Here is a 26366-nt window from a genome sequence, read left to right as displayed (position 1 = left end):
TTAGGCCTTCCGCACAAACTCGGACTTCAGTCCCATCGCTCCAAATCCATCGATCTTACAAGCGATATTGTGGTCGCCCTCTACCAGTTTGATGTTCTTGACCTTGGTTCCAACTTTGATTGGCGAAGAAGAGCCTTTTACCGGCAGTTGTTTAATTACAATGACAGAATCACCGTCGTTGAGAACATTTCCATTGGAATCTTTCACCAAACTTTCCTCGGCTAGTTCTTCAGGGTTCCACTCATGACCGCATTCCGGGCAAGCCATAAGGCCTGTTCCAGTAGGGTAACCATAGGGTGATTTACATTCTGGGCAAGGGATCGATTCGTCGGACATACGACCAAAGTAAATAAAGTTGTCGATTCTACTGTCCTTGGATTTCTTCTACTCTTCTTTTGAGTGCAATATTCATTTCTTCGAAACCAGTTTTGATTTTCCCATCTAGACTTTTCGCGAAAAGCGGAACGAGTATGCCACCGAACTTTTCGCTTTGCTCAAAGCATACACCGTCTTTGTTTTCAGTTAAAAGGAAGCGGTGCTCCCCGTCAAAGAGTCCTTTGATCCAAAGGTGTCCGAGCCATTTGAGCTCTATATTCTCTTCGAAAACGAGCACTTCGGGTTTGAAAGTCGTTCCGGCAACCTTGGCCGTTATCCTTTTTCCTGCCGCGACTTCTCCTTTAAGTGAGGTGATCAATGGGTTCCATTCGGGATACTTGTCAAAATCAGTTAATACTTTCCAAACCAGCTCCTTGCTGGCTTTGATTTGAATCGATGTGAATAGTTCTTTTGCCATGTTTTGTTGTTTGCTGTGGCAAAGTTGGAGTATACCGTTTGCTATTCACTTGATCTATATCAAGAAACCTTTTTGGCGCGTATTCTACTGAATGTTTCGGGCGTCATTCCCAGCATCGAAGCGAGATATTGCTGTGGGACATGCTGAAACAAGTCCTTATTGAAGGTGTAAAGCTGATCATAGCGTTCCTCTGCGCTAAGAGAAAGATGATTGAAAACTCTGTTTTCCAAGGTGATAAAACAGGACGAAATAAACTGCTTTTCCATAGCAGGCCAGTTGGGAACTACGGTAGCCAGGTTTTTGTAGTCTTCTCCTTCTATGGTGAACAATTCTACATCAGTTATGGCTTGAATGTTCCACCGCGATTGAGTCCCAAAAATCAAACTAGAAAGATCGGCAATAAAATAGCCTTTGGAAGATATCCATTGCGTGACCTCTTTTGAATCGGTATAAGCAAAAACGCGAACGAATCCGGACTGGACAAAACTAAGGCGCTCACAACGTTCGCCAATTCGGGCAAAGTATTGCCCCTTTTCTAATTTGGAAGGTTTGAAAAGGGAAGCGGCCTTAGCTACATCGCATTGCGCTATGCCCAGATGTGAGTTGATGTATTTTTCAAGTTCTGTCAATGCTTGTCGCGTTCAGTGCGGACATCAAATTTACTATTTGTTCAGGATAGATATCTGCCGCAAAATTGGATTCGATCTATCTTATTAGCCAATTTTTAGCAGCTGCCACTGCCAAATCACTAGGTAAACTAGCTGCAGGGACGAATCGAATTTCTTCATCCACATCAACATTGGTGGTATAGACTTTTCCACTTCGATCTTTGTAATAACTCACCGAAATACTCATCACAGTCGACTTATCTATAGGATGATAATCCGTTGCGGTGATCATGCCATAGCTGTTGTTTCCGAAAAAACGGGTATCAGGACGTCCTTTCAAAATAACCGCTAGGGCTTCTCCTGAACTTGCTGTATAGCTGCTCGTCAAAACCGCGATTTTTGGTAGCTCTTCCAGCGGACATCTATTGTCAATTGCTACATTTTGTTCGTCGTAGTAGAAATCTCCATCTTCAATTTTCCAGACAGAGCTTTCCTCTTCAGTGACACCCTTGGTGCCACCTACTGGCCCATCACCGATTATCGAGGTGAGACCTTCTACCATCGGAAACATATTGCCACCGCCATTGTATCGCAAATCGATGATCCATTTGGTAGCGCCATTTTTAATTATCTCACAAACAGCATCTTGGATATCATTTGACATTTTTTGATTGTCGCCCATGGGCAGACCGACGATACGTACATATCCAATTTCGTTCTCTAGATTCTCGGCGATAAATGGATAGACCTGAGCAGATTGAATGTCCGTGTATACATCCCAGTCAAAACCGTCGGGCCTCGATGGTCGATTGCCTGTGTGATAAGCCAGGTATTGGTTGTTGTGAAAAACACGACCATGGGTGTCGTTGAGTTCGTTGAGCATTAATTCCAACGCTGGTTTTAATTGCGAAATTGAGTCGGCTTCTTCCGCTAAAGCATACATTTCCTGCTTGACAGAATTCCAGTCTACACCATCGCGGTAAAGCGATGACTCTTCAGCATGGGAAATTATTTCGTCTAGTATAGATTTGACTTCCTTTGATTTTTGAGCGAGGCAATCGAACGGTGAGCATTGGAATAGAAATACGAAGGCGACTGACCAAAAAAAAGTAGAATATATTAACTGACTTTTCATTCTCTCAAATTACTATTTCGGGGAGACTTCGAGAAAGTTAATTCTTTATCCCGTAAAACCTGGCAATTTCATTTCTCTTTTCGACCGTAGCCAAATCTACGTTCATTCCCGCCTGAGAACCAAAAACTTGATAGCCATGGGCTAAAGCATAGTAGCGATCTATGGTCATTTTTAACATGGCTTCACCCATATCTCCGCGAGCTAACGATTCTTTCATGACAGGGAGGTATTTCTTCATCATAGCCTCATTGGAGTGTTGGATAACAGCCCACATCACAGATTCAAACTTGGGTCCGACCATGCTTTTGCCAAGGTACTTTTCGTGCACCGCGAATAGCGAATCGATGTTCCGTTGGTTTTCCATATCCAGTAGTCGCTGATCGTCTTTATGGTTATCGAAATCTCCTTTTCGGTATAGCTTATCTTTCGTATCGACCTCTGAAATTAACATCACAAGTTTCGAGTCTAATTTGTACTCTAAACAGTAGTTATCCAACTCAAAGCTAGCCTTGGGAGTATCATCGCGTTTGCATTCCGCAATCTTTGCCTCAAAACTCTTACGGATGGTTTGAAATGATTCCTTAGCTAGCAGTTCGTCTCCAAAACTTAAGAAATATTCACACGATCCATCCGAATTACTCAGTTTGGCGAAGGCCAAATCAATATTCTCTTTTGATTCCTTTAATGCCAAAAAAGCCGTAAGGACATTCATGTAGTCAGCCCGATTGAATCCCTCTTCGTCCCCTCTTACTACCAGCTTAGTCTCACGAATAACCATTGAAGCGAAGTTGAAATCCTTATCAGAGACATTTTGCCTCTGTTTCGGTTCGTAGTTCATTACCACCTCTTCAAAATTTGTTGCTGTCATATCCGACTGCGCGCAGAGAGAGTTTACAATGATAAAACCACTTAGAAAGAATGAGATTTGAATGCAGCGCTTTGTCATATCCTCAGTAATTTATTTCCAAACTTAAGGCTCAGACTACGGCAAAAACGCAACGCGCAATTAAATAATGAATTCTTAACACTCTTCGTGCATGATTTCCAGCTTTATTCCACTGGGATCTTTGAAGAACAAGGCATAGTATTTCTCCCCATGTTGAGGATAGTATTGAGGCGGTTCTACGATGTTTGCCCCTGCCTCAACGACTTTTGGATAAAGCCGATCAATTTCTTCTGTAGATTCAGCTCGAAAGGCCAAGTGGTGCAAGGATCCTGGTTTGCGGCGATGCACATCATCATCTTTGAACTGCTCTCGAGGAGAGTTAATCCCCAAGGTTATGTTGGGGTGAACATATTCGATCACATCAAAATCGTGGGCCTCTACTCTACCCTTTCCTTTTTTGCTTAGATCAAAACCAAGAAGCGGTAAAAATGCATCGTAGAATGCCTCCGCTTTTTCGAGATTTTTAACGGTAATCTGGATGTGGTCAATAATTGGTTCCATGGCCGATGAGATTGGGCTTTTCGATCTATCAATAATAAGTTATCTGATTCTCTTGTTGAAATTTTCTTCACTTTTTGTTGGCCCAAAAAGTAAACAAAAAAGGCCCCGAAAAATCCAAATTCGAGCTTGACCTTTACACGCAGCCTTCCCGTAGGCTGGTCAACTCGAACTTCGCACATTTTTCGTCTAACCACCGCACGGTCTCTGATCTCTAACTTCTAGGTCAGGTGATTTTCGTGACTTTTCTTTTTCAAGCAACCTTCATTGCCGAGATTTCCAAACTACTGGTATGCTTCTGGGGAATCACTATAAGTTAAATCGATCTTATAGCTTTGTGCCATGGCAAAACAAATTCTCTTAGTCAGCACATCTACGGTACACGGAAGCCCATACTTGAGCTACGTTATGCCCGATGTGGTTCGCTTTTTTTCAGGATGCACGAATCTACTTTTCATTCCCTACGCCAGGCCAGGTGGAATCAGTATCGAAGAATACTCCAATGCCGCTTCGAAAGCATTTGCAGATGCAGGAATATCGATAAAGGGAATTCACAATTGGAACACTCCTCAAAAAGCGATTGATGAATGCGATGGGATTTTCACCGGTGGTGGAAATACTTTTTTACTCTTAAAGACTCTTCAAGAGAATGGCTTAGTCGAACCGCTTCGAGATAAGGTATTGTCAGGAACCCCATACATGGGAACCAGCGCGGGCTCAAACATTGCTGGAAAAACGATCAACAACACCAACGATATGCCGATTGTTTACCCCCAGTCTTTTGAAGCATTGGGGTTGGTTCCTTTCAATCTCAACCCCCACTTCCTCGATCCCGACCCTACCAGCAAACACATGGGCGAAACACGAGAAACCCGCATCAAAGAATTTCACACTCAAAGCGATATTCCCGTCTTTGGCATTCGAGAAGGGTCGGCGATTGAGATTCAAGATGAAGAATGGAAGATTATCGGAGAGCACACGGTTCGAGTTTTCACCAAGGGGAAAGAGCCTTTTGAAACATTCGAAGTTCAAGATCTGAAAGATTCCCTTTAAGAGAATCGAGACTATTGTGTTAGAGAATACTGCTATTGATCAAATAGATATCCATTGGATGCGGCGTGCTCTTCAATAGAGTCAAGACCTATTTCAGACCTTCGCTCATTTACATTCTTCACATCGCGAATCGGCTGAATCACATTTTTCTTAAGCTCATCATCCCACAATGCCTGGGTGCCATAAACTTGCTTTTCTCCCTTCCTGACTGAAACGCGATCTTGGAGGTAGGCCAACTGCCAGCCTTCCGATTCACCTTCTCGAACAGAAGCGATCAAAAGGGGCAGATATTTTTCTTGTGTTGGAAGTGACGCATGTTGGATGATTAGCCAAATGGCCTGATTGGCCTCGGGTCCAACTCTGCTTTTGCCGACCCATCCTTCATCTTCCAAAATAGTCAGTAGCTTCTTGGTACAGATACTGTCTTGTTGATCGATCAATGCCCACATGTGTTTATACTCTCTGGAGTCACGTCCAAAAAGCTCTTCAGTCTCAGGAAGAAGTTTTCTGAGCATCTGATCCTGAATACCCAGCATTTCCAATTCTTCAGCTAAAAGGCTGTCGGGATTGAGATTTTCTTTCAGAATCAACTCTATTCCAGCATCGAGCACTTCGTCAGTTGAAAGGCTCGTTTGTGAAACATAATTCACAGGCACATATGATTCTCTGATAGTACCGTTGATATGAAATAGCTTGGCAGTAGAGATTTTGTATCCGTATGATTGGTGCTTAAAGCCAAAGTTGTACACCTCACCTGCCAAGCGCCTCATTTCGCTCCCGACAACTTTGGCTCTACCCATCCCTTCAAAACCGATAGCCATCCCTTCACCCATGCTTCCCGTCCAGCGGCCAACTAAAATCACGACAGGTTTTTTGTATTGAATACCTCTGGGGGTAACATATTCTATGAAGTAGCGCTCCACCGCTGGAGTGGTTTCTCCTGTTTCGAAAAAAGAATGACGCTGGTAAGGACTGGGTTCGTCAACAAAACGACTCATAATGCCACGAGCCTCGTAGGTATCTCCTCCGGAGAGTGTATTTCTCAAGTCGATAATCAACCCTTTGGTATCCCAAAGCGAATCCAACGCTGCATCGAAAGCATTGATCACTTCATCCCTTCCTAGGGAATTATTTATTCGGATGATACCAATGTCTTCTTTGATGGTATGGCTTAATAAGTTTTTATCCTCATTGAATTTCACACGATCCAAATCAAAGTAGAATATGGTTCCATCAGACATTTTAAGGGTTAGTATTCTAGGCTTATTGTACCTCCCTGAAATGATTTTATTGACTATCCATTCGCGCACTTCAGGATCATCCTTGTCTTGGCAATGCGTTGGGAAATCAATAATCTGTTGATCGAGAGTAACCCCGTTAAATGCCACGAGTTCCGCTCCCAAAAGCTCTTGCACAAAACCACTGCTTTGAGAGAGCCATAAACTCGATACCACGGCGCGATCATTCTGCATCGAGAGATAAATCGGTGCAAAAAGGCGATATGACGAACTCCTGTTGGTCATCAACATCAAATGATTGTCATAAAACTCGTCCAGGAGGTACTCAAAGAACAAGACGGTTTCTTCTTCAGACTTAATTCTTTCAATCTGCGAAAAGTAAAATGCCTTTATACATTCCAAATCCACCTTCTTGTCTTGCAGATAGATGTAATTCTGCTCGATGTCATTGAGTATTTCTGAGAGGTCTTCTCGAATCTCTTGGTGATTGGGTTGAGCCAGACAGACTAGGCTAGAGAAAATGGAAAAGACAAATAAGAGGACGATTGTAGATTTCGTTCGTAAATTTGTTGTGGAGCTCATGGTGCTAAAGATGCAGTCTTTATTGGTACTTGGCCAATCCACTTAACAAACTTTATTTTCAAACTATTAAAATCGAGATTGTAAGAGTTTTGCTTGAATTTTCAGATTTAAGCTATCTCGCAGATCATTTTATGTGATTCTCGTAATACACAGAAAGTGAGGCTGGATCCTTCCCCATCAGCGCTTTCAGGTGAATAACCGCAAAGTGAAAGTATAGTCTCATAGTTCCATTCTCCTGAAATCGGCGGCTCGATGTAACCACATAATCATTAAGAATTTCAAAGTCATGCTTTCTCTTAATGCGGTTGATAAACTCCACATCTTCATAGATTTTGTAACGCTCATCAAAACCTCCGAGAGACTCAAACACTTCTCTTTCGATGAATAGTGACTGATCTCCACCCCTAAATAAGAACGAGTCAAATTTTGTAAACCAAGGAGCCAGTCTAAGCCAGAGAGAATTGGCTGGATCAAACCTGAGTCTGAAGCATCCCGATTCGGCTTTGGACTGCACAATCATTTGCTCAAACCCTTTGGGTGGAAATGAATCGGCGTGAAGAAAATACAGGATCTCACCTTTCGCAATAGCAGCACCCGCGTTCAATTGCAGCGCTCTGCCTTTTTCGGATTGTACAACAACCACCCCACCTATTTTACGCATCATCTCGAGAGAACCATCCGTGCTACCGCCATCTACCAGAATAATCTCCGCAACCATCTCCTGTAGTACTACTTCGAAAAGGAATTTGACAATCTTCTCAATGGTTGAGGCCTCATTGAGCACGGGAATGATAATTGAGATTTGCGCTTGGTTCATTCGGAAGTATTGCAACTACAAATTTACTCGCTACCGAATTGGGAGAATTTTCCAATAAGATATGCACCTCCAAAGCCATTCCAACGGCCCGAATTTGAACCGACTCAACCACCACTTGCTTATGATTATTTGCAAGGAGAAAATCACAATAACGATCAGCACGCATTCTGCAATACTCAATGTATCATATCTATTAAACGTCCTCATGATAAAATAGCCCAGAAGACTTTGGAGAATGTAATTGGAAAGCGCCATTCGCCCCACATTTGCCAGCGGTTGAAGGAGCTTTCGTGGAAAAGGATGTTGGAGGACAAGAGCTAAGAACCATAAATAGCAAAGGGAGATAATCAGGTCTGCCAAATAATAAATGGTCATTAAAAAAGTGGCCAAACCTGAACCAGGTGTGACGTCAAAATTGGGTTTGACGTAATAGAGAAGAATGAGGCGGTAGGCCAGAAAGAAAACAAAGGCAGCAGGCATGATAATCCTGCCCTTTCGAACCCACATTGTCAAATTGTTTAGCATTCCTTTTTTCACGAAAGCTCCACCCAACAGCATCATGGCAAGAGCAGCAGGAATCATAGCGGCATAAACGTAGATCATCACAAAGGAGTATTCCTTCAACCGCAATGAAATGCCACTGAGGTAGGATCCATTGTGCTTCAGCTCTGCCAGTTGCTCTCTTGAAAAATCAGCCAAAGGTGCCATGTGATCAAACCCCAACTGATTATTGATCAACCACTCAACGAGTTGGAAATAAAATGGAAAGAGGAAGATTATCGAAGCAATCCAAATAAGACTCTTTGCCTTGAGCCTGAAAAATGCGAGAAGGAGAAACCCCAAAGCACCATAGATGTGGAGAATATCGCCCGACCAAATAAAAAGGATGTGCGCTACCCCAAATACAAAAAGACTGAAAAATCTCCTGACGAAAAATAAATTTGAAAAGCTTCCTTTTTCCTTGGCTTTAGAAATCTGAAGGGCCACGCCTGCTCCGAATAGGAAAGAGAAAATGGTAAAGAACTTGCCAAAGAAAAGCTCTTCCAAAATGAACCTTGGAATGTCTTGAATCCAACCTGTTTGTTCTGTCACCCATTCACCGCGATAGACAAATGAGATATCCATCACCAAAATATTCACCATGAAAATCCCGAATATGGCAAAGCCTCGGAAGATGTCGAGTTCTTGGATTCTGTTTTGTCGAGAGGTTGGATTAATCAAACTATTATTTGCCAAAATTCGTGGATGTTTTTTCGCTACGAAGCTACTTTTTTGTGAATTTAAATCAGTCAATGGTGCAAAGAATCAATCAATAAGGCAATGAACCTTTGCGCCGACATTTTTTTTTCACCTGAATGGAATGTCTTACACAAGTGATGACACGAATTCATTTTAGACTCTCAAAGGTCGATTAAGCGCAATTATTCTGAGTTTAGATTTATATCTAGAGTTTTTTGTGTTTATATATGGATCATTCTCTGAACCATACTGCTCATTCACTTGTCGTAAGGGTAGTATTTTCACTAAGTTTAGCCAATAGTTACAATTAGCCTTATTAGAATGCCTCTTATCCCAAAGAAACCAATTCGCACCAACGTTTGCGGTATCACACTGTTCTTCATATTACTCCAAAGTTGTGGGAATAGTCCTGAGCCGGTAAAAGCCGATGTAGTAGTAAAATCGAAGATTGTAAAAGTACAGGGTGTGCATCCTGTGATGAATCTATCCGGAGAAATCACGGCCTCTTCTCAGCACGAGCTTTCCTTTTTAGTGCCCGGCAAGATTTCCGATATTCTGGTAAAAGAAGGGGATGAAATAAAGGAAGGGCAAAATTTAGCAAAGCTAAATCCCATTGACTATGATCAGGCGCTAAGCATTGCCAAGTCAAAGCTTGACGAAGCAAATGATCAATATGATCGACTGTCGAATATGTATGCTTCAGGAAGCTTACCGGAAGCAGAATATGAAAAAATCAAACTATTAAGAGCTGAGGCACAGGCCAACTACAAGCTTTATCAAAACAAGAGATCCTACACTGAAATAAAGTCGCCGATTGACGGTATAGTACAACGCATATGGGCCCGCAAAGGCAGCGGGGTTGAGCAAGGGCAGCCTGTGATTTCCGTAATCAATGCCGAATCTGTCTATGCTAAGGTGGGAATCCCTGAAAAGAGCATTTACTTGGTTGACCTCAATGATTCATGCACCATTGAGATCCCTGCAATTCGAGACACCTTGTATGGAACGATTTATAAGATTAGCCCATCTGCCTCAAGGCTTACGAGAACCTACGAAGCCTCTGTTGCCATAATCAATCAAGACCTGAAATTGAAAGACGGCATGCTTTGTAACGTACAAGTCAAGGAGCACGCAACGGATTCCGTGATTCAAGTTCCTGTTTCCAATGTAAAGTCAGATCCCAACGGGTTGAAATTTGTATTTGTAAACCGCGACGGAATTGCCAGAAAGCAAAGAGTGGTGCCAGAGAGGATTGTTGGTGATAACGCTATTCTGGCTACTGGCTTAAACCCGGGAGATGAACTTATAGTCAACCCTCCCATTGATTTATTGGATGGTACACCCATAAAAGTTGAATAGATGTCTTTTATCAAAAATGCACTCGACAACAAACAGGTTGTACTGAGTATTACATTCCTCATTTTTGCTTTCGGGATATACGCCTTGCTTACAATGCCAAGGCGAGAAGACCCTAAGTTCAATATTCGACAAGGCCTCATTGTTGCCGCCTATCCCGGAGCATCTGCTTCGCAAATGGATAATGAGGTGACAGAAGAAATTGAGCGAATTCTATTTTCATACGAAGAGGTACGAAAAGAAAAAACCTACGCAAATTCCAGACAAGGTGTGCTCTACATCGTTGTAGAGCTTGAGTCTTTCGTAACCAATGCTGATCTCTTTTGGTCCAAACTCCAACATAGACTCAATCTGTTGAAACTAACTGAACTTCCGATTGGACTGGTGGGCCCGATTGTCGAATCAGATTTTGGCGACACCATTGCGCTGTTGATTAGCTTCCAAAGCGACAAGAGAGATAGCCGCGAATTAGAAACATATCTGGAAGAACTCGGTGATCGGTTGAGGGCCATAAGATCACTTTCAAAGATCAAAAAGATAGGCGCCGAAAAGGAATGTTTCTTCGTCAATATTGACAACCAAAAATTGAGTGAGTATAAAATCTTTTTACCGCAAGTATTAGCAGCTATCAAGGGAGACAATACCGTGTTTCCTTCCGGCAAAGTGACTTCGGACGGCATGACCTTAAATGTTAGAAATCCTAATCGCTTTGAGAATATTGAGGATTTAAGGAACCAAATTATTGGAGTGAATCCACTCGGCGGTGCGATTAATTTGGCTTCTGTCGCGACCATTGAACGCGGATATGAAGAACCGAAACAATTCATCAGAGTCAATGGCACCTCAAGCGTACTGATGTCGCTCGAAATGCAGAATGGTTTCAACATAGTGGATTTTGGGAAAGAGGTCGAGAGTGTAATTGATGGTTTTAAATCAGAGATCCCAGATGATGTAGAGATCGTAGAAATTGTAAACCAACCACAGAATGTTTCTGAGAGTATCAATGATTTTATACGTGAGTTTTTCATAGCGATCATAGCCGTGGTGGTAGTGATTCTCTTATTGCTACCGTTCCGTGTGGCAATAATTGCTGCAGCTGCCATTCCAGTGACGGTGGCCTTAACTTTTACCATTCTGGACGGAGTGGGAATTCAGCTTCAACAAGTTTCTCTCGCGTCGCTCATTGTAGTGCTGGGAATGCTGGTGGACGACGCAGTCGTGATTGCCGATAATTACGTTGAGAAACTAGATGAAGGCATGGATAATTATTCAGCGGCATGGAAATCAGCAGATCAGCTTAAGATCCCCATGTTTACAGCAGGACTTACGATCGTTGGTGCCTTCGCTCCTCTCCTGTTTCTTACCGGTTACGTGGGCGAATTCATACAGTCCTTACCAATTACGGTGGCGATTGCGATAAATGCCTCATTTGTAGTGGCCATGTTTCTCACGCCCTATCTATGCTATACGTTCATCAAGGGTGGCCTGAAGAAAAAAGCCAGCAGTCGAAAGAGCTTTCTGGATTATCTTCAGATTGGATTTGACAAAGCGCTCGACTTCTCCTTTAGAAAACCTGGTTTGATTTTCGGTTTTGCTTTGATCTCAGTCATTGCAGGTGGGGGTGTATTTCTGCTCCTCAATCAAAAGCTATTCCCTGCGGCGGAAAGAGATCAATTCGTTCTTGAATTACGTGCGATTGAAGGGACATCTATCAATCAAATGGATGGTTACGTCAAAAAGGTTGAAAATTACATTAAAGATGATGAACGGATTGAAGACTACGCATCTTTCGTAGGAACATCAGCACCTCGGTTCTATTATAACTATGCCGCCAAATTCCCACAGTCAAATCAGGCTCAAATCTTAATAAATACGCATAGTATAGACGATACCGAGTCTATGGTTCTCGACCTAGAGGAGTCAATTGGAGCTCAGTTTCCTGAAATGGATGTTATCGTTAAGAAAATGCAACAGGGATCAACGGTAGGAGCACCGGTAGAATTGAGGCTTTCAGGCCCCGACCTACTTACCCTGCAAGCCATAGGGGATAGCTTGAAATCAATCCTTTCCAATGCGACCAATTCATCTCATGTCGTTTCTGATTTTTATGAAAACAGACCAACGATTCGGGTTGAGACGAATCGGTCTGCTGCGAACCAGCTAGGTTTTTCGGATGGTGCCATTTCGCGCGAATTAGCGGTAGCCTATCAAGGACTGCCGGTTGGAGAGATCTATGAAGGAGACAATCCTTTGAGCATCATCATTCAAGATGGTGTGGCACAGTCAAAGTCTATAGACGGTATGCGCAACTTTTACTTAACCTCGCCCATCAGCGGAGCAAGCGTACCCTTAAGTGAGCTAGCTGAAATTGAAACAGAATGGGAAGCATCCAATATTCTAAGAAGAAACGGTGTGCACACGCTAACCGTTCAGTCACAAGCGGCAAGCACTGTTCTGCCCTCAACTATTCTCAGTTCAATCGACGATAAGCTTTCAGCGTTTGAACTTCCTGCGGGGTATACTATGAGTGTAGGAGGAGAAGACGAGAGCCAAAGAGAGACCTTTGCTGAGATGAATCAGGTTATTCTTTACAGCGTTTTCATCATCTTCATTGTCATTCTTATTCAGTTCAAATACTTGAATCAAGTATTCATTGTTCTGGCCGCCATTCCACTGAGTATTTTCGGAGCCTTCTTCGGTCTTTACATTACGGGATATCCTTTCGGATTCACGGCTTTTGTAGGTTTGGCAAGCCTTATCGGAGTCTCGGTGAGAAACTCCATCATACTGGTAGATTATGCAAATGAATTGGTAAAAACCCAAAACATGGACATGAAAACTGCCGCAATAAATGCGGGCAAGAGACGAATCAGACCAATCTTCTTAACAACAATGGCCGCAGCGATTGGGGTAACCCCCATGATCATTTCAGGCTCACCATTGTGGGCTCCTTTGGCCACTGTCCTTGCAGTTGGGCTCATATTCTCAATGGTAATGACACTACTGGTTATTCCAGTGCTGTATTGGAAATTCGGTAAGGTTTCCAAAGGTATTTCAGCAAAAGTCGTGGCAACAACTGTCCTACTTTTTGTTGTTTCTATTCCAGCCAAGGCTCAGGAAATTAGTATAGAAGAATGCATCCTAATTGCACAGGAAGAAGACAAGGACTTGCAATTGCTTCAGATGGAAATCGAAAAAAAGCAAATCGAAATCGATCAGGTCCGAACCAATTTTTTACCCAAGGTTAATTTAGACGGTGGCTATTTTTGGTACTACAATTCTGAAAGAACCACCGACGTGGAAATATCCATAACCGATCTACCACTGATTGGAGGTATTTCGCCCATTGGCTTGGGAACGGAGTTTACTATCCCCGAGAGCAACCGTTTTATTGGGATGGCCAATCTGGGTATCTATCAGCCTATCACACAAATTTTTAAAGTCAATGCTGCGTCAGATGTAAAAGAAGACGAAAAGTCAATTCTCGAAAATCAATACAACGAGGTTTCGAGTAAGATCAAAGAAGCCGTCGCCAAGCTATACGCAGGGATGGTCATTGAATCCATGAAAATTGAGAACATGACGGCTCAGTCTGATTTGGTCTCAGAACAACTGAGGCAAGCAGAAAGTGCCATTAAAGAAGGTGAAGTTTTAAAGCTCTATGAACTAGGGCTTACTGCAGACTTATTGGATAAGAAAACGCAAATAGAACAGGCCAAGATTGATCGAGCGACTTACCTTATGAAGCTCAATCAAATACTTAGTTTCAAAAGCGACTCCATATGGTCAGCTACGGATATTCCAATTGATACCGTTGCTATTCAGAACCTCTTGTTTCTAGCTGCTGATGACAGTTTGGTGCTCAATAATTATCAGTTTAAAAATGCCCAGCTTACCGAGAGACTGGCGCAGAGTGGTGTGAGCTACTACAAGAACCAGCTTATCCCTGATTTGACTTTTACAGCCCAAGGATTCTACTTGGAGAATTTACCCATCGTTCCGAGAAACAATGTTTTCGTTGGAGCAACCTTGAGCTGGCCTATTCTTCAGTGGGGTAAACAACAAATGGATGTAAAACAGGCCGATATTCAGCTCAAGCAGGCTGGCCTGCAGCTTGAGCAGTCAAAGCAATCAGCCGAAATTGATATCCAAACGAAAGTTTTAGAATTAAGAAATTCTCTTAATCTTCTGAATACTGCAAATCGTGCCTACGACTTTCGCCAGGAAGAACTACGCATAAAAACGGATGCGTTTAAAAATGGATTATTGGCTTACAATGACTACTCTGAAGTTCAAAAGAAAAACCTCGAAAGTCTTACCACTCTTACTCGCGCCAAGGCCAATATTATTATCAAGCAATTTGAATTAAAAGCACTGCTAGGTCTTAACGAATGAGATTTTCGAAATTGACGTCAGCATTGCATTCATCCAAAAAAATGGATTCTACAATTCAGCTCACATCGTATGATGTCTTAGGATAACGCAAATACTACTATGTCCAATCCAAAAAATAGAATAAGCGTTTTCTCTGCTGCAGCTCTGGGTGTAGGCTCAATGATAGGCGCAGGAATTTTTACACTGCTAGGCGAAGCAGGTGCAATGGCGGGTTCGGCCACTTACCTATCGTTTTTAATCGCTGGGGTTATCGCCCTTCTTTCGGGCTATTCTTATGGCAAGATTGGTGCTCGTTTTCCCAGTTCGGGAGGTATCATTGAATACTTACACAGAGGTTTGGGAAACAATTCAAAGTCGGCTACGGCCTCCATGCTGTTTATGGTTTCCATGTTGATCGGATTAGCGATGGTAGCCAAAACCTTTGGGAATTATGCGGTTTCTGTTTTCCATCTGGAAGGGAGCGTCTACGCAGCTGATGCATTAACCGTCGGGGTAATCTGCATTTTCATATTCCTAAACTTTATAGGAAGCAGTGTGGTAAGTAAAGCAGAAGGGATCATCGTCGTAATCAAAGTAATTATCCTCACCGTGTTTATGATCGCCGGGCTCACTTATGCCGATTGGTATAGCTTCGCACCTGCCACTTATCCAGGCTCACAGAGTATTTTCGGGAGCCTTGCCATCACTTATTTTGCTTTTACGGGATTCGCGGTAATCACTACCACAGCGGGAGACATGGCCAATCCGAAGAAGGATTTGATGAAGGCTATTTTATTGGCAATTGGTTTCACCACAGTACTCTATGTTGGTTTAGCCTTAGTTGTATTTGGAAATATGACTCCCGACGAGGTCATGGTTTCTAAAGAAACGGCCCTGGCACAAGCAGCCTTACCCGCCTTCGGTAAGATAGGATTTTCAATTATGGCTATCACTGCCCTCCTCTCCACCTCTAGCGCAATCAATGCCAATATCTTTGCATTGCTCCGTATGTCGGAAGATGAATCAGCCTATGGCGATTTGACCAAAACCTTCGTAAAGCGAATCTGGAAGCAAGGAACCGACGGATTGGTGATCATTGCTGTTCTCACTATTGCTCTGGCTCTTTTTGTGGATCTAACGACTATTGCCATTCTTGGAAGTATCGCCAACCTAATCGTCACTACTGCCATCCATATTGGTCATTTCCGTATTCGAAAAACGACCGAGGCTAAAACAGTTCCTCTTCTTGCGGCTGTATTGCTAAACATGGGAATAGTACTACTCTTCTTCTACTCTGCCGACGAAGCTGAGCGTTCTCGCCTCCTTATAGGGGTTGCAATTATGATCCTGTTAAGTACTGTCTTAGAATTTGTAATTCATAAGATCAACAAAAGTAGAAAAGACACAGCCCTAGAAAATTCATCGAAAGATGAATAAGTTTTCGCCCAATCTTCGATGGTGCCAGCTAAATCTCTCTCGGAAAAAGTCTTCTTAAGCCTGTTGAAGTTCAAATATGGTAATCTCTGGCCTTACATTAAAACGTACTTGCCGCAAATGACCCAGCGCGCGATTGATATAAAGTCTGCGCCCATCGTGCAAGTCAATTTCACCAGCAGTGTAGCGATCATTTCTTACAGGAATTATGGGTGGATCGAGAAATGGTGGTTTGCATTGACCGCCGTGGGTATGTCCTGACAAAATCCAGCCTTGATGATCTTTCCAAACATCCAGATCGCATACGTCGGGATTGTGACACAAGACAATATTCGCTTTTGAAGAGTCGTATTGGTTCATCACTTCGTATGGCGCGAAATTGAGCGACCAGTAGTCATCGAATCCAATGATGTTAAGTCCACCCACTTTCGCTTGATCATTGCTCAAGATTTCAACACCCGCTCCTTCCATTATGGCAGTGATTTCGTTTGCCACGGGTTGCTCCGACCACTTCTCTCCGTAATCGTGATTTCCCAGAACACCAAAGGTGCCAGTACTTCCACGAACTGCATGTTCCATCACAGTTTTCAACTGAGTAAACTGCTCTTCGTTTTCATAGCTCACATAATCGCCTGTGTACACCACATAATCGGGACTCATGGCTTGTGCTTTCTTAAATGAATCTATGAGGTAGTTGTAATCGAATCGATTGCCCACGTGAATGTCACTAATCTGAAGCAGTGTTTTACCGACTAGCTGATCGGGTAAATTGGTTATCGGCATCCTCACCTTCACAAACTCCAGCCAAAACGGCTCGACTTGCCATGTGTACATTCCGCCGAGGAAGCCCACTCCTACTGCTCCTATTGCCGATCTTTTGAGAAATTTCCTCCTGTTCATCTTTCCGATTTAAAAAATGAACGCCGAGCTTCAACTCAAGTTGCAATGGGTGAAACCAAATTCTGTTAATAGAGAGAATCGAAACTAACTCATCTTGGTGATGCCTTTCCCCAGCAACCAAATAACACCCATCCCTGCTACCATCACTCCGAGCAATCCTGCTGAGTTGATCAAAACCTGATTGAAGCCTAGTTCACCAACGTTTAGGAACGGATAGGGATAAAACCCTGAAAGACCTCCTCGCCAGATCACAAAGGAGATGTAGACCAAAGGATAGATCAGCCAGAGCAGCATTGACTTAAATCGACACGGTATTGTGCTTTGAAAAAGAGCCAATAGATAAGTGTGCCCAGCGGCACAATCGTATGGTGGATTTCGCTGAGAACCATTGTGAAACCTTTAGGATTCCATATTGGCTTCAAGGCAATATGATAAACCACTCCTACGATCAAAATAAATACTGTCAGCGAAAAAATGGTCGACTGCTGCTTAAATAGCCCGATGCCTTTCCCTTTTACAAGCTCATTGGTAAAGTAGATGGTGACCAGTAAATTGGTCAGAATCGTAAAATAGCTGAAGTATTGTATGAATGATTCGATCGGCTCTACTTCTTCCGTTTGCAAGCGAAGTACAAGTCTAATGAAGAAGGTAGACCAACCGATAATGGTAAGGGAAATAGCCAGAAGTTTTCTCATTTTCAAAAAATCTCTTGCAAATAAAGAAAAACTTCAAAGTGCTAAATTGTTTTAGTTGAAGAAGTTTACGCTGGAATCGGCAGCCAATACTTGCACCTTATCGGTAAACTCAGCGTGAATGACCATGGCATTTTTATGATGATGCTCCAACTCTGCCAATTTTGTTCGATCGAGCATGATTACGCTAGAACGGCCACGGTTGTCATTCTTATCCAAAACAGTTGTCTTGTTGAAATCGCATTGCCAATGTGTTCCTCGTGTTTCTTGAGAATATGAAAGTTCCACCGTGGGAACTTGGTAGTAATGATGCTCACCGATGTTTTCAAAATCAAAAACAATTCGCGCAAAACCACCATCAAAATTTAGGTCTTCATCCTTAAGACCTAATTCGGTAAATGAAATTTTACCTGCGGCGGGTTCATTAAAAAAGACTTTTACTTCTCCGGGATTGACTTCGGTTTTAAAATTCATATTGTTCAATTGATTAGGTTGGAGTTGATATTGAATTTGAGATTTGGATTATTGTTTTCTCAGGTGGAAAGATAAGTGAAAAGTGATTTTTCATCTAATGGAATCACCTGATTTATATCAGTATTCGAGCTTTTACAATTCGTTTACATGGTTTTACCATCTATTCTAGTCAGTACGGAATGAAATCGTCAAATTCGTTGCAGTTAACGATAAAACGCGAAACAAAATGACTGCTTCTAAAATCGTCATCTTCTCACTTTTATGTCTCTGCCTTCAGGCGAAAGCACAAAACTCTTGGACGGATTTTATCCCGCCAAAGGCTGAAGTACTCTACACTAATTACGCGGCCATACTTTTTGAAGGAGTGCCATTGTGGGATGGTGAATCAAAAAAGAACCCGTTGAAGGTCTTACAACTCAGAGGTAAGGTGACAGTAAATGCCGTAGACCGTAAAACCAATAAACCGATCGAGGGCAAAGCACTGGGTTTTATGATTGGACTAAAAGATTACGACACCAATACCGTCTGGATGCTTTCGGAGAAAGTGTATCACGAAATTGATTTGGAGGAACTGCAGGGAAAGTTCGATTATGGCGACGTGTTGCTGATTATGACCGTTGACAGAGCCTATCGACTTCCTCGCCATGAGTTGATTCTTGAGGGAGGTTGCTAAATATTTTGGATTAAAATCTTTGTTCGATGAGCTACAGAGGCTAGGCAGTATCCTTAAGCTTATCGAACATACCCATTTGGTACATTACAGCTGCCATAATAACTGTGGCAACGACAAATAGCAGAAGCATGATGAGTAAAAAAAGCAACGTTCTCAAGAAAATCTGCATCACCGTTAGCCCATAGACTCGCTTGAGTGCATAAACGAAATATCCAAACTGAAACAACAAAACCAACATTCCATAGCCGGTGAACGAAATAAAATCAATTAAGCCGATTAAGGGAAGTAAAAGCACTGAGGCTATCGAAATATGAGCTTGGGTGTAGAGAAAAACGACTAGGAGCTCAGTGTAATTGAACTTCTTGTATTTCCGAAATATCAACTTTGCGAGTAAAGCATAGAATGGAATATACATCATCATTACCAAGGATTGATAATCAGAAGTATACTTGTAAATGGCTTCTGTAAATGCTTGCTGCTGCTTTCCAACTTCTGTGCTGGTATCCCATGCGCTTGACATGTCAATATCCAGCCGTGACAATACGAATAATTGAAGTCCTGAAAGCGTTATTGCCAAAGCAAAGTATGCCACGACATCAACATACTTTTTGCGCGTGCCGTCGATGTATCCTACTATCACATCTTCGGGCTTTGTGAATAGACCTAAGAATGTACGTAGCAACTTATTGTCGAAATTGAAAAATGTCTCGTTGATATGGTGAAAGAGACTTTTCAGCGTCAAGCGATTTCTAATAACTCGGCCACCGCAGTGGCTGCAGTAGTCATCAGATTCTTCGAGTGAGGTTTGACAGTTTTTACAATTCATTCTTGGATCGGATGAAATTTTGGCGAGGATTTTTGCTCTTGTACTCTGTTTAACGTGTTATTCCAGACAATTTAAATGACAATCAAGTAGATAAGCAAATAATCGATAATACATTTCTGTTTAATTTCAAAAAATAACCGAATTTCAGGCTAGAATAATCAATGAGGTGGAAAAAAAGCCCTGAAGAGATGTTCTTCAGGGCTTGCTTTCACTTTAAGATTCTAAGATCTAGAAACGGAGGGAGCTTGGGTAGTTAAATAACTCGGGCAACACTTCAATCGAAAGAATAAAAGTAGATAAGGCAATATAAACCAATGCTACCAATACTATCGGAATTGCAAATAATAGCTTCAATGAGAATGTTAACTTGTCTATTATCGCCAAGACGATGGCAACATAGAGTACCACCAATACTGAAAATCCTATGTAAGACAATAGATATTGCTCGGTAAGGCAAGATGTAATTGAGAGCGGTAGAAGAAGAACTCCCAGTCCTTCCAGCAGAAAGGCTAAGCCCAATACATTCTTAAAGGTAAGTGTACGATACCATCTCCAATACCGCATATTTCTTTCAAAATTTCCTTGAATCATGGTTCTCAATTCTTTATTTGGTCGCTACTGTCCTTTGGTACCAATTAATATTCCTGGTGAAGTACATCGTTAATCCTAAGATTACACTAAGTCCGATGCTTCCCAAGAGCAAAGCGTAGTCAGACAATTGTAATGTCACGAATAAGAAGCCATAGAGAGCCGTTAAGATGGTGAACAAGACAGCAGAAAGTTTTATCTTTTTGAAAACACTAATGGAGTAAAGTGAGATCATCCCTACAATGCCGATGGTTGAAATTCCATAGGCCAGATTGAAATCAATATGCTCGGAAATAGAAACGAGGAGAACATAAAACAGACACAAGGCTAAACCTACCAGAGCATATTGAAATGGGTGAATTCGTTGCTTATTAGTGACCTCCACGAGGAAGAAGAGAAGGAATGTAAGCGAGATAACCAACACAGCATATTTGGCCGATCTAAACGATTTCTGATAGTCGTCCAAAGGGAGAATAAAATCGACCCCAAAAGCGGATTCATTGAAAAGCCCGAAGTTTCCTGATCCTATCCACGATTGAGGGAAATTTCGATTGAGCTCCAGAACTGTCCATGATGCCTCAAAACCGTCATCAGTCACTTCTCGAGTGGTGGGTAGGAAACTTCCTTGAAACGAAGGAGCTGACCATGGAGAACTGACTTGAACTTCAGTCCTGCTTCCAAGCGGAACAAAAGATAGGTTGCCACTGCCTTGAAGCGCCAAATCAAAGTCAAAATCGTACGACTTCTGCTCCTCTTTGTTTATCTCGGGTAAATAAACAGTGATACCGGAATTTGTCATCTCCGACACTTTAGAACCTGGATCTGTGTCGAGCTTACGCCCATTCCAGTTTACCTTTATGTCGTTTTTAACTCCTCGCAAATCATTTATTCCTACCGTAAGAAAGGCTTTATCGTATTGTATCTCCTTTAGATGATTGGGATCAGGCTTACTGCCTAAATCAAATCTTCCTGATAGTTCAAGTGCCGATTTATAGACAACAACTTCATAAATACCTCGCTTCAATGTTTCAGGACTTACATCTCCGTTTATCCTTAACTCTTCGGGGAGAATATGCCAGTACTTAGTTGTCTCCGCCGTATCCTTGCCTATTTTTTGCGCGTAGATCAATGGAATGGTGAGCACGGGCCCCTCTACCCTTTGCTGCTTTGCCCATATCGCACTTACTTCATTCGTTGCGGTTTGATTTAATCGCTCTCTTTCCTGAATTATGGATTTGACCATCGATGTTGGAATCAAAAGAAGTAGCATCAATACGGTGACCACAATTAGTTTCACGGTTATTGACCCTTTAATCATGTTTCCTACTCTGTCGATGTTGGTGTTGTTGTTGTTCGTGTTTTCAGTTGTCATTGGATTTCAGATTTAAAAGTACTTTGTATTTCAAAGTGAATGAATAAAAAAATTATTTCAGGAGTTGTTCTATTGCTGCTATATGCTGTTTAAAGGCCACTTCACCTTTTTTAGTAACCATGTATTTAGTATTGGGCTTGCGCCCGAGAAAGTCTTTTCTAAACTCGGTGTAGCCACTTTTTTCGAGCGACTTTAGGTGACTGGCTAGATTCCCATCAGTAACGCCTAATAAGTCCTTAAGTGCGTTAAAGTCCAAGTGATCATTGACCATCAAAGCCGACATGATCCCAAGTCTTACCTTGTTCTCAAATGCCTTATCCAATTTATTTAAGATGCTTTTCACGACTTGTATTTCAAGTGCATTGATACACCATAAATTATATGAAGTGCCCCGAATCCAATAGCCCAGAAAAGGAGTCCATAGCCAATAAAATAGGTAGCAAATAGCCCTAAAATAACTTCAAGCATACCGAGACTTCTAACTTCAGGCAAGGTGTATTTACTGGCATTCACTAGTGCCAAACCGTAAAAAATCAGCGTGAGCGGTGCAATCACTCCGACGTATCCTTTTACCAGTAAAATCAAGCAAAGTATCCCACCCGTTATCATCGGGATGGCGAAATTTATTAGAAGTCGTTTTGTTTGAGCATCCCATATTTTCTCGTTCCGCTTTTTAGATTCTCGAGTGGTAAAGTAAATTCCTGAACCAATTCCAAGAGTGATGGTGACAAGAGCAATGATTAGCAGTTGAAAAATCACATTCCAAGACAGCAAGGCAACACGATAACCCATGTAGTCTTGACCATCATACACGGTAACGTATGCCCAGTACGCTCCGATTAGTGCGAAAATTCCAGCTGATATGCCCGACAAGCCGCTAAGGGAAATAAACCGTGATGATCGGTTCATGATCTCCTTGATGTCTTTGAGATCTTGTAGATAGGATTCCTTCATTTAAAAGTACTTTGAAATACAAAGTAAATTGAATAATCCGATCTAACTAAATTATTCATTCCCAAATAATGCAAATTGATGAAGTGGCTTATCTGACTAGCACCACAGTGGCAAACCCCTCTTTCAAGACATTCTCACCAAAATCGATAGAGTAGCGAACGGCATAAACACCTGCCGGGCAGTAAAACTCATTATTTTGAAAGCTTCCGTTCCAACCTTCATTAGGATCGTTAGATTCAAAAACCAATTCTCCGTTTCGGTTATAAATCAGCAGTTCATAAGTCAGGAAATTGTCTATCACAGGTTTGTACAAATCATTCAAACCGTCGCCATCTGGAGTAAAGGCATTCGGCAAAAAGAAGAGGTCAAAGCACTCCTCTTCCCCTACTTGGAACGATCGTGAGGTAGTTCCGCATTCGTTAGTCAATTCGACCGTGATTGTTCCCAACTCTTTGATTCTAGCCGTGCCACCTGATGACCCATCGCTCCATTCAAGATTGATATCGTCGCTCGATTCGGCACTTACCAAAATAAACTCCTCTTCTTGACACCTTAGTAAATCCTCGATGGGATCAATTCTCGGCAAACTCAATCCTGAAATGAAAATCGTTTTTTGTGTGCTACACTCATCTTCATTACTTGCAAGGACCGAATAAAGTCCAGGCTGGGTAACGACTATTTCTGCTTCTGAATCCCCTGTTGACCAAACGATTGGTGCATTACTGACAGCAGTCAGTAGTCCTTCTTCTCCGGGGCACAGACTCTCAATGCCTGACAGCTCCAAGCTCGGAACAGGCGAAGTGGTCACCAGCAGCGTATCTGAGAAAGTACATCCGTTGTTATTGGCCAAAGCCCAATAGATGCCCGCTTCACTAACGGAAATATTAGTTCCCGAACTGCCATCACTCCAAGTGATCTCTGCATCAGGAGCATCCGCAATGACCACCACCGAAGTTTCTTCGCAGATGTTTAAATCAGGACCCAATTCAAACTCTGGAATGAGGGTCACATCAACTTCTACTTGAAAATCGGTAGTACACTCGCCATCAATCAATTCAAATGGATAAACTCCGGTTTGATCAAAAACCCGAGTTTCGTCTTCTGCGCCATCAAACCAAAGAATGTCATAATTGGCTGCTCCCAAGTCAAATGTGAATTCTTCGCCCTCACAAATATCAGCGTCGGTTTCACCATTAAAAACAGGTGTGGCATTAAACAATACTTCGACAGTATCAGACGCTTCGCAATTACCCGTGAAGACATCTGCCCAGTAAGTTCCTGTTTCAGTCACAGCTAAATTATTCGATTGACTATTGTCAGACCAAACAATATCTTCGAAAGCTGTTCCCGATGCAGTGAGAATTACATTGCCTCCCTGGCACTCAGTTATGTCAGGGCCGAGATTAAAGCCTGAAAGATCCGTTACCTCAATTTCCAACTCGTAATCAGCGGAACAGCCCCCTTGAGACAAAACGAAGGGATAGGTACCGGCTTGATCAAAAGATCGAGTTTCGTCATCGGCACCATCAAACCATTCGATATCTGAAGAGCCTGGAGCTATTTCAAAGACATACTCCTCCCCTTCACATAGTTCGATATTCGTTTCTTCGACATAAGTAGGAGAAGAATTGATCTCGACCTCTACGGTATCTGACGCTTGGCAAACACCTAACACCACATCGGCCCAATAAGTGCCTGAATCATTAATGTCGAGCGTATTCTCATTACTATCGTCAGACCAACTTATATCATCGAAGTCTCCCATTGCAGTAATGATAATTTCATCTCCTTCGCACCCTGAAATATCAGCGCCCAGATCAATCGATGGATCGCTCACGACAACCATCGTTTCCTGAGTCTGAACATTTCCGCAGAGGTCTTCAAATGTCAGCGTAAACTCAGTATCCTCATCCACAGTGGCGATAGGGCTAAATGAAGTCGGATCGTCCAAAAACTCTGCAGGCTCCCATGAAACTGTTCCAAAACCAGCAGGCGGAGCTTCCAATTGAACGGGTTCATTCACACAACCTTCAAAAGTCTCGGGCAAACCCAAAATGAAGGGATCAAGGCAAATTCGTTGTTCGTTGAACTCCCCACCCGTCGCACCTGTAAAGCCCCAAAATACTTCTGGATTACCTGGAAACACAGCAAATTGAAGACTTATATTTACTTGTAGGCGAATCTCACAATTGACAGAAACAGTAAACTGATTTAAGGAAGGTTCCCAAGAAATGTCAATAATGTATTCCTGTCCATCCTCCACATTGCCACTAGTTGGAGAAATAGGAACAGGCCCTGCGAGATTTCCGGGAAGATTGTGATTGGGATTACCATTGGTAGATATGGCCATATGATCGAAGACAGGATCTCCAAAACCGACGTTTTGAAAAGAGTCAAACTCTACTCCCAAAGAAGGTGAAAAACCCTCAAATCCCATTCCACCGCCAGGCACACCGATAACGTCATTCCCGACTTGCTGCATTACGAAAACCATTCCGTCAGCTCCAGCCGCGTCTAATGTTCCAAAGCTCGCCGTAAATTGCAAATTGAAAGGCTCAGTTATGTTTATCGCCTCATCATACCAAATAGCTCCGTTCTGCCAAGGAGTTGGTTGAGTCAGAATAAAACAATCGCCGGCAGCCTGAGTGCTATTTCCAACTAAGTTGTAACCCTGCCCGAGGGAAACAAAGGACAAGAGCATTACTGCCACAAGTGAAAAAACGTATTTCAAGGTGTCAAACATACACTTATACAAAGCTATACAATTTCGCTTGAGCTTATCACCCCGCACACTTTAGAATTGGTTCAATTAATACTTCTTTAATACATCAAAACGACATTTCCCCTTTTTCGACCTGAATCGACATACTCATGAGCTGATGATAAATCTTTGAAGTGATATGAACGATCTATGTAAGGAACGAAACGCCCCAGCTCCAAGAGTTGTTTTAGAAGTAGCAAATCCTTCTTTTTATCTTTTGGATTCCTAAGACCCGTTGCCGCAACTCTAGCCTTCTTTCCTCCTCCGAAAGCAGTCCTGAGAACGGAACCAAACGTTTTCACCCCAACAGCCGCTTCGAGGAATACACCATTCTCATTTAGGTTTGACTTTGTCCTGCCGAAGTTGAGGTTTCCCACGGTATCGAAAATGATATCATAGGTCTCGTCTGTTTTGGTAAAGTCATTCGTCGTGTAATCAATGACGTGATCAGCTCCTAGCCCCATCACTATCGCTCGGTTTCTTCCGCTACAGACTCCGGTTACTTGCGCACCGAAGAATTTTGCGATTTGAACAGCAGCGGATCCAACGCTACCTGATGCCCCATTGATCAATATCGATTGTCCTTTTTGAATTTCACCGGTATCCCGAAGAAACGGTAGCGCAGTCATAAATCCATCTACAGCTGCGACTGCCTCATCGAATGTCATACTGCTTGGCTTGTGCGCGAGAACTCCCTTTTTTCCAATTAAAGCATATTCGCCATTGGCACCGAAGTCAGGGCCTGCTATTCCAAATACGGAATCTCCTTTCTTAAATTCTTTGTGATCGGGCCCTACCTCCTCAACTATACCAGCTACCATCTCTCCTAGCCTCTTTAATTTAGGACTTCTCAGCCCCGTAAAAAGTCTGGTGAAATAGGGCTCACCTTTTCGGAAAGTCACTTCAGTGGCAGTAACTGTCGAAGCTTTCATCTTTACCAAAACTTCATCTTTCTTAGGTTTTGGTATTTCGACGTCGATCATCTTAAGAACTTCAGGAGATCCGTAATTTTCGTATTCAAATGCTTTCATGAGATTAGTATTTGTTGGTTTG

Annotated in this window: 23 protein-coding genes and 1 pseudogene; 5 read left to right on the top strand and 19 right to left on the bottom strand. The window is 42.4% G+C overall.

Annotation, left to right across the window (positions count from 1 at the left end; translation table 11 throughout):
* From O3Q51_06190 to O3Q51_06165, 6 genes are all read right to left on the bottom strand, one after another.
* The gene (locus O3Q51_06190; protein ID MCZ4408389.1) at positions 1-336 is read right to left on the bottom strand and encodes a zinc ribbon domain-containing protein YjdM; all 336 of its coding nucleotides are present in this window, start codon (positions 334-336) and stop codon (positions 1-3) included.
* Between the two features lie 28 nt (positions 337-364).
* Positions 365-793 carry an SRPBCC domain-containing protein gene (locus O3Q51_06185; GenBank protein MCZ4408388.1) on the bottom strand — a complete coding sequence of 143 codons (429 nt, stop codon included), beginning with the start codon at positions 791-793 and terminating at the stop codon, positions 365-367.
* Positions 794-852: 59 nt separating this feature from the next.
* A complete protein-coding gene (locus tag O3Q51_06180; GenBank protein MCZ4408387.1) occupies positions 853-1422 on the bottom strand; it encodes a Crp/Fnr family transcriptional regulator in 570 nt (189 codons plus the stop codon).
* A 76-nt stretch (positions 1423-1498) separates the two neighbouring features.
* Complete coding sequence (locus tag O3Q51_06175) at positions 1499-2536, bottom strand: S41 family peptidase (GenBank protein ID MCZ4408386.1); 1038 nt, start codon at positions 2534-2536, stop codon at positions 1499-1501.
* 37 nt (positions 2537-2573) lie between these two features.
* Positions 2574-3482, bottom strand: coding sequence for a hypothetical protein (locus O3Q51_06170; protein ID MCZ4408385.1), 909 nt, complete (start codon positions 3480-3482; stop codon positions 2574-2576).
* A 75-nt stretch (positions 3483-3557) separates the two neighbouring features.
* Positions 3558-3983 (bottom strand): VOC family protein, encoded by a 426-nt coding sequence (locus O3Q51_06165; GenBank protein MCZ4408384.1) that lies wholly within the window; start codon positions 3981-3983, stop codon positions 3558-3560.
* A 339-nt stretch (positions 3984-4322) separates the two neighbouring features.
* On the opposite strand from O3Q51_06165, the gene pepE reads away from it, so the two are divergent.
* Complete coding sequence (pepE, locus tag O3Q51_06160) at positions 4323-5033, top strand: dipeptidase PepE (GenBank protein ID MCZ4408383.1); 711 nt, start codon at positions 4323-4325, stop codon at positions 5031-5033.
* Between the two features lie 32 nt (positions 5034-5065).
* Here pepE and O3Q51_06155 read toward each other — a convergent pair whose 3' ends face one another.
* From O3Q51_06155 to O3Q51_06145, 3 genes are all read right to left on the bottom strand, one after another.
* Positions 5066-6853, bottom strand: a complete 1788-nt coding sequence (locus O3Q51_06155) for a S41 family peptidase (GenBank protein MCZ4408382.1) — start codon at positions 6851-6853, stop codon at positions 5066-5068.
* Between the two features lie 124 nt (positions 6854-6977).
* Positions 6978-7670 carry a TIGR04283 family arsenosugar biosynthesis glycosyltransferase gene (locus O3Q51_06150; protein MCZ4408381.1) on the bottom strand — a complete coding sequence of 231 codons (693 nt, stop codon included), beginning with the start codon at positions 7668-7670 and terminating at the stop codon, positions 6978-6980.
* Positions 7671-7700: 30 nt separating this feature from the next.
* Positions 7701-8906 carry a DUF418 domain-containing protein gene (locus tag O3Q51_06145; protein ID MCZ4408380.1) on the bottom strand — a complete coding sequence of 402 codons (1206 nt, stop codon included), beginning with the start codon at positions 8904-8906 and terminating at the stop codon, positions 7701-7703.
* A gap of 324 nt (positions 8907-9230) precedes the next feature.
* Between O3Q51_06145 and O3Q51_06140 the strand changes: the two genes are divergently transcribed.
* From O3Q51_06140 to O3Q51_06130, 3 genes are all read left to right on the top strand, one after another.
* Entirely contained in the window at positions 9231-10268 is a 1038-nt protein-coding gene (locus O3Q51_06140; protein MCZ4408379.1) for an efflux RND transporter periplasmic adaptor subunit, read from the top strand.
* On the top strand, positions 10269-14660 hold the full coding sequence (locus O3Q51_06135; GenBank protein ID MCZ4408378.1) for an efflux RND transporter permease subunit: 4392 nt from the start codon (positions 10269-10271) through the stop codon (positions 14658-14660). It abuts the gene before it with no gap.
* Positions 14661-14759: 99 nt separating this feature from the next.
* Positions 14760-16076 (top strand): APC family permease, encoded by a 1317-nt coding sequence (locus tag O3Q51_06130; protein MCZ4408377.1) that lies wholly within the window; start codon positions 14760-14762, stop codon positions 16074-16076.
* Between the two features lie 54 nt (positions 16077-16130).
* Here the strand turns inward: O3Q51_06130 and O3Q51_06125 are convergent, their stop codons facing one another.
* From O3Q51_06125 to O3Q51_06115, 3 genes and pseudogenes are all read right to left on the bottom strand, one after another.
* On the bottom strand, positions 16131-16973 hold the full coding sequence (locus O3Q51_06125; GenBank protein MCZ4408376.1) for a metallophosphoesterase: 843 nt from the start codon (positions 16971-16973) through the stop codon (positions 16131-16133).
* 84 nt (positions 16974-17057) lie between these two features.
* Positions 17058-17668 (bottom strand): annotated as a pseudogene (locus O3Q51_06120) (Pr6Pr family membrane protein).
* A 51-nt stretch (positions 17669-17719) separates the two neighbouring features.
* Complete coding sequence (locus tag O3Q51_06115) at positions 17720-18139, bottom strand: hypothetical protein (protein MCZ4408375.1); 420 nt, start codon at positions 18137-18139, stop codon at positions 17720-17722.
* Positions 18140-18365: 226 nt separating this feature from the next.
* Between O3Q51_06115 and O3Q51_06110 the strand changes: the two genes are divergently transcribed.
* A complete protein-coding gene (locus tag O3Q51_06110) occupies positions 18366-18812 on the top strand; it encodes a hypothetical protein (protein ID MCZ4408374.1) in 447 nt (148 codons plus the stop codon).
* Between the two features lie 40 nt (positions 18813-18852).
* Here the strand turns inward: O3Q51_06110 and O3Q51_06105 are convergent, their stop codons facing one another.
* From O3Q51_06105 to O3Q51_06075, 7 genes are all read right to left on the bottom strand, one after another.
* A complete protein-coding gene (locus tag O3Q51_06105) occupies positions 18853-19638 on the bottom strand; it encodes a DUF3667 domain-containing protein (protein ID MCZ4408373.1) in 786 nt (261 codons plus the stop codon).
* Positions 19639-19866: 228 nt separating this feature from the next.
* Positions 19867-20229, bottom strand: a complete 363-nt coding sequence (locus O3Q51_06100) for a hypothetical protein (protein MCZ4408372.1) — start codon at positions 20227-20229, stop codon at positions 19867-19869.
* A gap of 13 nt (positions 20230-20242) precedes the next feature.
* Positions 20243-21598, bottom strand: coding sequence for a cell envelope integrity protein CreD (gene creD / locus O3Q51_06095; GenBank protein MCZ4408371.1), 1356 nt, complete (start codon positions 21596-21598; stop codon positions 20243-20245).
* A gap of 52 nt (positions 21599-21650) precedes the next feature.
* Positions 21651-21941 carry a transcriptional regulator gene (locus O3Q51_06090; protein MCZ4408370.1) on the bottom strand — a complete coding sequence of 97 codons (291 nt, stop codon included), beginning with the start codon at positions 21939-21941 and terminating at the stop codon, positions 21651-21653.
* Positions 21938-22552 carry a hypothetical protein gene (locus O3Q51_06085; GenBank protein MCZ4408369.1) on the bottom strand — a complete coding sequence of 205 codons (615 nt, stop codon included), beginning with the start codon at positions 22550-22552 and terminating at the stop codon, positions 21938-21940. Before O3Q51_06085 ends, O3Q51_06090 begins: the two co-directional genes overlap by 4 nt.
* 88 nt (positions 22553-22640) lie before the next feature.
* The gene (locus O3Q51_06080) at positions 22641-25283 is read right to left on the bottom strand and encodes a gliding motility-associated C-terminal domain-containing protein (GenBank protein ID MCZ4408368.1); all 2643 of its coding nucleotides are present in this window, start codon (positions 25281-25283) and stop codon (positions 22641-22643) included.
* Positions 25284-25372: 89 nt separating this feature from the next.
* The gene (locus tag O3Q51_06075) at positions 25373-26344 is read right to left on the bottom strand and encodes an NAD(P)-dependent alcohol dehydrogenase (GenBank protein ID MCZ4408367.1); all 972 of its coding nucleotides are present in this window, start codon (positions 26342-26344) and stop codon (positions 25373-25375) included.
* Positions 26345-26366 lie beyond the last annotated feature (22 nt).

This window comes from Cryomorphaceae bacterium 1068 (assembly GCA_027214385.1).
Taxonomy (GTDB): domain Bacteria; phylum Bacteroidota; class Bacteroidia; order Flavobacteriales_D; family Cryomorphaceae; genus JAKVAV01.
The sequence above is the reverse complement of the archived record's forward strand: the minus strand, read 5'-3'. Positions and strand labels throughout refer to the sequence as shown.